This window comes from Spiroplasma sp. AdecLV25b (assembly GCF_030913225.1).
Taxonomy (GTDB): Bacteria; Bacillota_I; Bacilli_A; order Mycoplasmatales; family VBWQ01; genus Spiroplasma_E.
The window spans coordinates 58729-67579 of record NZ_JAQYTS010000017.1 but is presented as its reverse complement, the minus strand read 5'-3'; the positions used below and the strand labels follow the sequence as shown (position 1 = coordinate 67579).

Annotated in this window: 8 protein-coding genes and 1 riboswitch; of the genes, 4 read left to right on the top strand and 4 right to left on the bottom strand. The window is 26.7% G+C overall.

All coding sequences use genetic code 4. The annotated features are described in order from the left end of the window. Positions 1-99: 99 nt before the first annotated feature. Both RDJ14_RS02020 and RDJ14_RS02015 read right to left on the bottom strand, forming a co-directional pair. Positions 100-1113: a hypothetical protein gene (locus RDJ14_RS02020; RefSeq protein WP_308149701.1), complete on the bottom strand. Its 1014-nt coding sequence runs from the start codon at positions 1111-1113 to the stop codon at positions 100-102. An 8-nt stretch (positions 1114-1121) separates the two neighbouring features. Further along, positions 1122-1331, bottom strand: coding sequence for a hypothetical protein (locus RDJ14_RS02015; protein WP_308149700.1), 210 nt, complete (start codon positions 1329-1331; stop codon positions 1122-1124). Between the two features lie 408 nt (positions 1332-1739). On the opposite strand from RDJ14_RS02015, the gene RDJ14_RS02010 reads away from it, so the two are divergent. After that, positions 1740-3152 (top strand): hypothetical protein, encoded by a 1413-nt coding sequence (locus tag RDJ14_RS02010; protein ID WP_308149699.1) that lies wholly within the window; start codon positions 1740-1742, stop codon positions 3150-3152. Positions 3153-3302: 150 nt separating this feature from the next. After that, positions 3303-3490: riboswitch (cobalamin riboswitch) on the top strand. Positions 3491-3629: 139 nt separating this feature from the next. Next, positions 3630-4214, top strand: coding sequence for a hypothetical protein (locus RDJ14_RS02005; RefSeq protein WP_308149698.1), 585 nt, complete (start codon positions 3630-3632; stop codon positions 4212-4214). 29 nt (positions 4215-4243) lie between these two features. On the opposite strand, the gene RDJ14_RS02000 is transcribed toward RDJ14_RS02005, so the two are convergent. After that, positions 4244-4561, bottom strand: a complete 318-nt coding sequence (locus RDJ14_RS02000; RefSeq protein WP_308149697.1) for a hypothetical protein — start codon at positions 4559-4561, stop codon at positions 4244-4246. 344 nt (positions 4562-4905) lie between these two features. Here RDJ14_RS02000 and RDJ14_RS01995 point away from each other — a divergent pair, with 344 nt between their 5' ends. Together RDJ14_RS01995 and RDJ14_RS01990 are read left to right on the top strand one after the other, a co-directional pair. Further along, a complete protein-coding gene (locus RDJ14_RS01995; protein WP_308149696.1) occupies positions 4906-5871 on the top strand; it encodes a hypothetical protein in 966 nt (321 codons plus the stop codon). A 181-nt stretch (positions 5872-6052) separates the two neighbouring features. Continuing rightward, positions 6053-7591, top strand: coding sequence for a hypothetical protein (locus RDJ14_RS01990; protein WP_308149695.1), 1539 nt, complete (start codon positions 6053-6055; stop codon positions 7589-7591). 153 nt (positions 7592-7744) lie between these two features. On the opposite strand, the gene RDJ14_RS01985 is transcribed toward RDJ14_RS01990, so the two are convergent. Next, the gene (locus tag RDJ14_RS01985) at positions 7745-8848 is read right to left on the bottom strand and encodes a DnaJ C-terminal domain-containing protein (RefSeq protein ID WP_308149694.1); all 1104 of its coding nucleotides are present in this window, start codon (positions 8846-8848) and stop codon (positions 7745-7747) included. Positions 8849-8851: the final 3 nt, after the last annotated feature.

The window sequence follows — 8851 nt, the reverse complement described above, 5'->3', positions numbered from 1 at the left end:
ATTGTAAAATTTAATGGAGTCATATATTTCTCATCCTATCTAGTTTTTATTTTCAAACTAATTATATTTGATAAGGAGGGGTATATGGCTCATTTTTTATTACTTTTTTAAATTTACACACAATCTTAGACTTAACCTAATAATAAGACTTTTATAGCATAGTAAAACTTTTCCAATAAAAGTCGCAATAACATATCTATTTGTACTATTTAGATAAGCATAATTTTCATTAGGAACCACCCACAAATAATCAAGTTTCATATTTCATGTACAAATGCGAAAATTAATTGACTGATTAATTAAATTTGCTAATCTGATATTGTCTAAAGCAAAATCTGAAACATTATCTTTTAATTTAATAGACTCATTAAAAGTTTTTGCATCTAAAGTTTTTTTACTATGAAAATCTTGTGTAAATGTTATATCATACAAACTAATAGGAAGATTATTGCCTTCATTCATAATAAGGTTATTACTTGCAACTTTTATTCAACATTCAGACAAAATTTTTTCTTGATTATTGCTCTTATTCACAAAAGCAATTTTAGCAATAGTTGGAGGCATTGAAATTGTTCAATATTCATATCCTTTTTTAATATTGTAGTATTGAAAATTTTCTTCAATACTTTGCAAAATTGGAGTATAAGACAAAACTTTTATACCAAAAGTTGGATGATTTTTTCCATCATAATTTTTTCAATAAAAAGGATTTCTTTCAGATATAATTTTATGATTACAAATTTTTAATTTTAAATACTTACTTAAAAAGGATTCTGTTCCAGGTAAAGGATAATATGAGTAAGTTGCTAGCGAAGAAAAATCAATATTTTCAAACAAAGATTCATGATAACTTACAGGAATATAAGTATTGTCAATATCGCTTCCAATTACAAATTTTACATTATTATTTTCATCAACTTCATATTCTTGCACGATTTTACTATGATTTTTAGAATCATAAAGATTTAAAGTTTGTGCAATTTTAGAATCAATAAAATTTTGAGGAGTTTTACTATTTTGTTTAGGAAAAAGAAATATACTCATAATTATTAGAGCAATGGTAATTAAAATAAAACTTAAAAGTGCATAGATAGAGAATTTACTTTTATACATAAATTTTGTTACTCCTCAATTGGTTCAGATTTTCCAACATTAACTTGGAATAAACTACCTGCTTTAACTCCATAAAAATCTATTCCTCCAGTAAAACTTAATGTTCCTGAACTATCGTGATTGGCAGTTAAGCAAGTGGGCATTCCTGGATATGTAACATAACTTCCCATCATATAAGGAGAAAAAACGCTAATTAAACTATAATTTTCATTTCACACTTCCTTCAATCCTTCTTCACTTGGAATTGTTGAATGAACATAGACAAAGGAAATAACATCAGAAAATAATAATGATGAAAATGATAGAAAACCAAAAAAGAAAAAAATAACATTAAAAAAACTGATTTAGGTGAAATTAAAAGAGAACAAAACTCTAAACCAATTAATCATGTCATTAAAGATATTATTTTAGTTCAAAATCCAGAGTTAAAATCCAAAAATTTTCAAGTTGTTAATATCAAAAAAATTACAGCAACCATAATTTTCGAGAATGACTCATCTAATCAAATCGATATTATCTTTAATATTATTGCAAATGATAAAAAACCAGATAGTGAATTTATAACAAACATAAATACCGTTCTTAATGAAATTAGAGTATTTGATGAAGTAGCACCTAATGAAGTAATGCTTAAAACTGCTATTTTGAAAAAAAATCCTGAACTTAATATCGAAAACTATCAAATTATTAATATTGCTGCTACCAATGCTACTATTACTGGCAAAATTCCCAAATACCAAGGTGAAGTTGAAGTTAATTTTATAACTGAAAAAAGAATTAACTTAAAAACTATTAGTCATCTAACATTACCAGCACCAATATCCATAACAAAAAATGAAAAATATTTTGCTTTAAATGAAAAAGTTATTAAAGCTTCTGAATTTAGTAACAAACCACTAGCACTTGGTTATCAAATTCAATACTTTGATTCAATCAATAATGAAATTACTAATCATAACCAAAGAGCTGGAGAATTTTATGTTGTCATTACTGCTAATGAAGGAGATCAAGTTTGAAAAGATAAAACGCAAAAAATAAAACTTAATCTTAATTTTAAATTAATTAATGAAATTAATGGTCAAATTAATAAAATAGTTTTTGATAACAATGAAAATATTTATCTTGCTGGTAGTGATGGCAATATTTATCGTTGTTTAGCAAATGAAAGCAATTTTACAATAATGCCAGGAACAATTGATGGTAGAAATCGTGGTAAAAATGGTCATCAAATTTATAGTTTAACAACTGATAGTAAAGGTAATATCTATGCTGGTAGTGGATGAGGTGATATTTATAAGCGCAAAGTTAGTGAAAACGAATTTAAAATTATCAGGTATGGTAACGGTGGAGGAGCAGTTACTGCTTTAACTATTGATGAAAGTACTAATGATATTATATTTGCTAAATTACATTATATTGCTAAAATCCCTAACAATGATACAGTTAACGCTCCGATAAGTCAACAAAGCGGACCACTACCCGGAGGTAATACTATGATTATTGGTTTAAAAGCAAATAAAAAAGGTAATATCTACGCTGCAGTTACTTGACCAGTGTGAGAGCATGGAATTTGAGATTATACTTATTTAGGTCATCAATCAGAAGTTTTAAAAATTACTTTTTCTAAACATTTTAATACTACTACTAAACAAATTTATAATATTAATTATCATTCTATTGGTTCTTTAGATAGTGATACAAAACTTAAAGATTTCATAATTGATGAAAATGATAATTTTTACGTATCAACTGAAAATGGTAGTGTTTATCATTATGACAAAGAAAATAGTGAGTTTAAATTATTAACGATAGTTGATGGACAGGCAATAACTATGGCTCATACACAAAACAATAATATTTATATTGCCACCACAAAACCGCTTATTCCTGTTATCAATGGCTATATTTATAAATATTTTATTAATGAAAAAAAAGCAATTGAAATAAATTGACCCCATGAAACAATCACATCTATAGTAACAGATAAATCAGGTAACCTTTATATTACTACTGATAATGGAAAAATTTATTTAACTTAAATAGTAACGAAATTTTATATTTACTGATAAAGTAGTTGATTCTATTAGAAAACATGACCTATGTATAAAATATAAACATAAAAGTTTTATTATATAGTAGTAAATTATTTTAAACATTAATAAAAAATCATTTATAATTAAATAGCAACTAAATAAAATTATTAAGTAGATGAACAGTATGTTCGTAAAAGGGAATTAAGTAAAATTCTTAAGCTGCCCCAGCAACTGTAATGCTAATGAAAGTTATATAACCATTGAAGTATCTAAAATACTTTGAGAAGGATAACGAGTAAAGTGAAGCTAAGCCCAGTAGACCTATCTAATTAATATCTTAAACTAACGCGCTGGGTGTCGCTAATAGTTATCATTTTTCATTTAATATATATTTTATTAATAATTGATAACTTATTAAAACCACCTATTTATCATAGGTGGTTTTAATATTAATTAAGAATAAAATGAAAGAAGTAATTACAAATGAATGAACATGTCCAAAAATTAATCCGTTTATTAATTGTTCCTCTTTATGCAGCACTAGTGTTTGCTTGTAAAGAAGCATTAGCAGTACTACCTAATATTGAAGTAGTAACATTCTTATTAGCATTTGCAGCACTAGTGTTTCCTTTGTATATGGCAATGAGCATTCCTATTATTTTTGGACTATTAGAAGTTATACTATATGGTGGCAGTAGTTGAGTTATCTTATATTTTAGTGCATGACCAATTTTAGTATTAATTGTTTGAATGTTTCGTGGTATTATTAAAAAATATTGATGAATTTTTATTACTATTACTAGTTTATGGGGATTTTGTTTTGGAACATTGGATTCTTTCTTACATTTATTAATGTTTGGAAAAGCTAGTTTCTATTTTTATTGAATCGCTGGTTTACCATTTGATGCAGTGCATGGGGTTGGTAATTTTATGTTTAGTGTCTTTTTATACAAACCAGTTATGGCCATATGAACTAGTCATTTGCAGCATTATCTCCTAATTGATAATCAACTTGTTATCTTACCACCAAAACCAATAGTTAATAAAGATCAATTAATTGATAATTAAAATTTTATTAAGTAATAAGATTTATCTAACTATAGTTTAACATTATGACTAATATTCATATTATGAAATTCAATACCATGCTGTAAAGCATTAGTATATGATTCACTTGTAATAAATTTCTCAATAATACTATTTTTCTTAGCAGAATATCATACTTTATTATCAAGAACAGCAATGTAATCATTACAATCAAAATTTCAATTTTTATTTTTGTTATATTTTTCATATAATTGTTGAACACTACAACAGGGAATTAAAATAAATTTTGCTAATTGTTCATTATAAACAACCAAATATATTGTTTCATTTTCTTTAACAATTATTTGCTGACCATTTTTAAATAACATTGTATTTCCTTCAAATAATAAAACATTATCAATTTTACTAAAATTAATGAAAACAATAGATATATTATTGTTTATTTTTTTTGCTAAATTAGTACTTTATAAGCATATGCCTTTTCTATAATTAAACAATAGTTTTTTTATTAGATAATTATTTGTTTTAAACATTTTTATAATTTTTTTATCCAACATAAAGATAATTATCTCACAATTATTTATGCAACTTATAAATGAAAAAAAGCATATATAATTTATATTTAACAGATTTATATATAATATTAATTATAAACTAAATACAGTTTTTAACTCATTGCTTTATTTTTTAAAAAAGAAAGAGATGATTAAATATGATACCAGAAAATAGTAATTCTGAGGAAAATATTTACAACAATGAAAATGAAGCTATACAAACAAGCAGAACAAATAGTAATAACATACTTGATAAGTTGGAAGGTTGAAACAATTTAACATTTCTTACTGGAAATGCAATGGCGGCAACAGGTAATGGTTTATTGTGATATAATGGTATTTTACCAGCAGGGCCTGCTGTATGTTTTATCGCCGATGGAACAGTGGGTACACTTACGTCATTATCGAGGTTAGTAATGTATAATCTTGATTATAAAAACAAAAATATTGATAAACTACTAATGTGAATAAATCTTTCACAATTTCCATTATTAAATGCTGCAGTAATTCAACTTAATTGAACAGGGCTTAATCCAGAATATAAAAGTGTATGAGGATGTTTTATTCCTTCAGCTAGTATTGCAACAGTAAACAGTGTTTTAGCAATTGCAAAAATATGTTATAATAGTAATGATGGTGAACAACAACCTTCTAACTGAAAGAAAAAATTATATAACTCATTAGGAGTAATTAATAATACCCTGCCAATCATTGGAGTAAATTTAGCACTTACTGGTGTTATAAATATGTCTCAAATTTATTTAAATCAACATCAAGATGATGAAAATAAAAATAATGCCGAAATAGCTTTTTATTCTACAGCTGCTGGTATTGGAATAGTTAGTGCAGCAGTGTTATTTAATACTGTTATGCAATTAAAAAAATCTTTATTTAAAAATAATACCGAAAATAGAGAACCATTAATAATAGAAGAACAAATTCAAACATTAAGCAATAACTTTGACAACAATGTTATTGATATTAATAATTATGATGCCACATTTTCTCAACAAACCTTAAATAATGGTGAACCATTAGACACTAAAAGTGTACATTCAGAAGATTTACTAATTGCATCTCAGTATGGTAAGAATTTATACTGTCCACCATGTAGTATTTTATAACAAAGTAACACGCAACCAAATATTAGTAATCTGATACTTTTGAACCAACCATAGTTTTTTAACTATGGTTAGTTTTTTCTTAAAGTCAAATGTTCTTAAGGACATGTTACTAACAAAATATGGAATGTCTCACTAATAAGTGGTAATTTCTATAAATACATCATAAGGGAGGTAGCAACTTATGAGAAAACTATTATCTTTATTAACAGTATTAACTTTGACAGTACCAGTTCCATTAAATGTTGTAGCTTGTGGTGGTAAAGCAAATCCTGACCAAGATGTTGATGACAGTGATTATTTAACATTAGCGCAAACTGCAAAAGAAACAATTCAAGCTGAGTTTGCTAAATTGGTTAGTGATGGTTCAAATTTACGAAGGGTTAGTGATGTCACAAAAGGTGCTGATATTATGGCATATTTAAACAGTATTGGTGAAAAGACTGATAAATCTATTACGCAAAATGATAGTAGAGAAACAATTGATGGATTTTTGGAAATTTTAAGAACACAAGTTCATAAGATTAGTAATAATTTAGTAAATAATTATCCAGAGTTAAAACCATTATTTAATGGTATCAATCCTAATGATATTTTAAAAATAAATACTAATGATTTAGATAAAATATTAACTAGCAAAGCGTTTGATTGAAAAAACAATGATTTTGGTTTAAAAGATTTTAATGCAACTGATAAACCTTATAACGTTACTGATTGATATTATCTTACTGCTAATTTAACATTAGATTTTACTTGTTTAGGTGAAAATAGCAAAGTAAATATAACTACTATTAGTCAAACATATGATATGTATTTTGCCAATGATGGTTCTGATTTAAAGCAAGTAGTTGATTTTATTACTAATAAAATCCAAGAAGAACTAAAAAGTATTGGAACTGTTAAATTTGAATATCCACAATGAAATGATAGTTTCATTAACCGAAAAGATGATGTTTTAGAAAAAATTAAAGATGCAATAACAAACCAACAAAAAATTAAAAAATTGACAATTGATACACAAACAATCGCTAATCCTTATAATAATGATTATAATTATATGAACTATTATGGACTTACAACTAGAATTGCTTCAAGTGAAATACATGATAACTTTCCTTTAACTTTACCTGAATCACAGAAGTTTATTAATAATTCTACAGATTTTAATAAAGCTTGAAAACCGATTGTTACTGCTCGTGAAAATAATTTTGTTAGTCGTTTGAAGGAATGAGAAATTAAAAACAATGTACAAATTAGTGATAATAAAAACGTTTTCGTGTTTGGCGAGTATCAAACAAGAAATTGAAAAATTAATGGTTTGGAAATTAAACCATTAATTTTTCAATATTATATTACTAGTAACGACACAACTAGAGCAAGCAATACTAGTGAAAGTTTAAAAATTCTAGAAAACTTATTTGTTGGTTCTGACGCTTTATTTAAATATAACAAAAATTATATGATTGGTAAAAATTTTTATAATTTTAATATTGAACTTAACCCCGACATTTACGATAACTTTATGAAGAAGGATGTAACAATTCAAAAAGTATATGAATACGTGACTCAACAAACAAAAGATTTTCTAACAAAAAATAGTTTTATTAAACCTACTGATAAAGTACAATGAACAGCAAATAATACTGATGATTGATTAAATACATCAATAAAAAAATGCACTAGTAAACGGTTCTTCTTCTCAAAATTTTCGCTTAATCATTAACGGCAATGCGTTTGCAATGTCTTTATATGCAAATCGTTATACTAATTTTACTATTAGTAGATCTAATACTGATGTTTGACCTACTACTTAAGGTGAATCCTATTGTTAAATATATAAGGAAGTTTTAATTTAAAACTTCCTTATATATTTTTATTAAATTCGTTTAATAGCACTATTAGCAAAGTCTTCATTAGGATCAAACTTAGTTTCATTATTAACACTTCATAGTTTTTCTTGCTCTGACTTACTACATTTCATAGGAAATTGAACATCAAGAATAATATGCAAATCACCACGTCTCGTACTATTTGGATAAAAGAAACCTTTCCCTTTTAACGTAATCTTATCACCATATTGTAATCCTAAAGGTAATTTTTCTTTAATTAAACCTTCAAACGTTGGTATCATAATAATATTTCCTAAAATAACATCTAAGTATGATACTGGTAATTTTAGATACATATCACTACCTTGACGGTCTAAGAACGGATGACGTTTAATGTTAATACCAATAAACAAATCACCTTGCGCTCCACCATTATGTCCAATTTTACCTTTCCCTTTAATTCTAATTTGTTGACCATCAACAATACTACGGGGAATATCAAATTCTAGTTTTTGGTTTTCAATATAGTAACGGTGGCCTTTACATTTAATACATTTTTGACGAATGATTTGGCCAAGACCTTGACAACTGTTACATACACCTTGTTGACGAAACATTCCTAAAGGGGTTTGTTGGACATATTGGACAGTACCATGGCCTTTACATTTATCACAAGTAACAACATCATTAGGAGTTTTCGCACCTGTTTGTTTACAAGCATCACAAGCAACATCAATGTTAATACTAATCGTCATTTTTTTACCAAAGAAAACATCACGAAAATTAATTTCTACTTTTGTTAAGATATTATCGCCAGCAGTTTTACCATTGTAGCGTTGTTGTGTTCTTCTTCCTCCACCAAACAAATCACCAAATAAATCACCGAAAGCAGAACCAAAATCACTAAATCCAGAAGTTCCACTACCTGGAGCATCATGACCAAATTGATCATAGGCAGTACGTTTTTGGGGGTCTGATAAAGTTTGGTATGCTTCGCTTATTTCTTTAAAACGTGCTTCGTTTCCACCACCTGGAGCATCAGGATGATGCTCTTTTGCAAGCGTACGAAACGCTTTTTTAATTTGCTCAGCTGAAGCACTACGAGCAACACCAAGCACTTCATAATAATCACGTTTAGTTTTACTTGCCATACT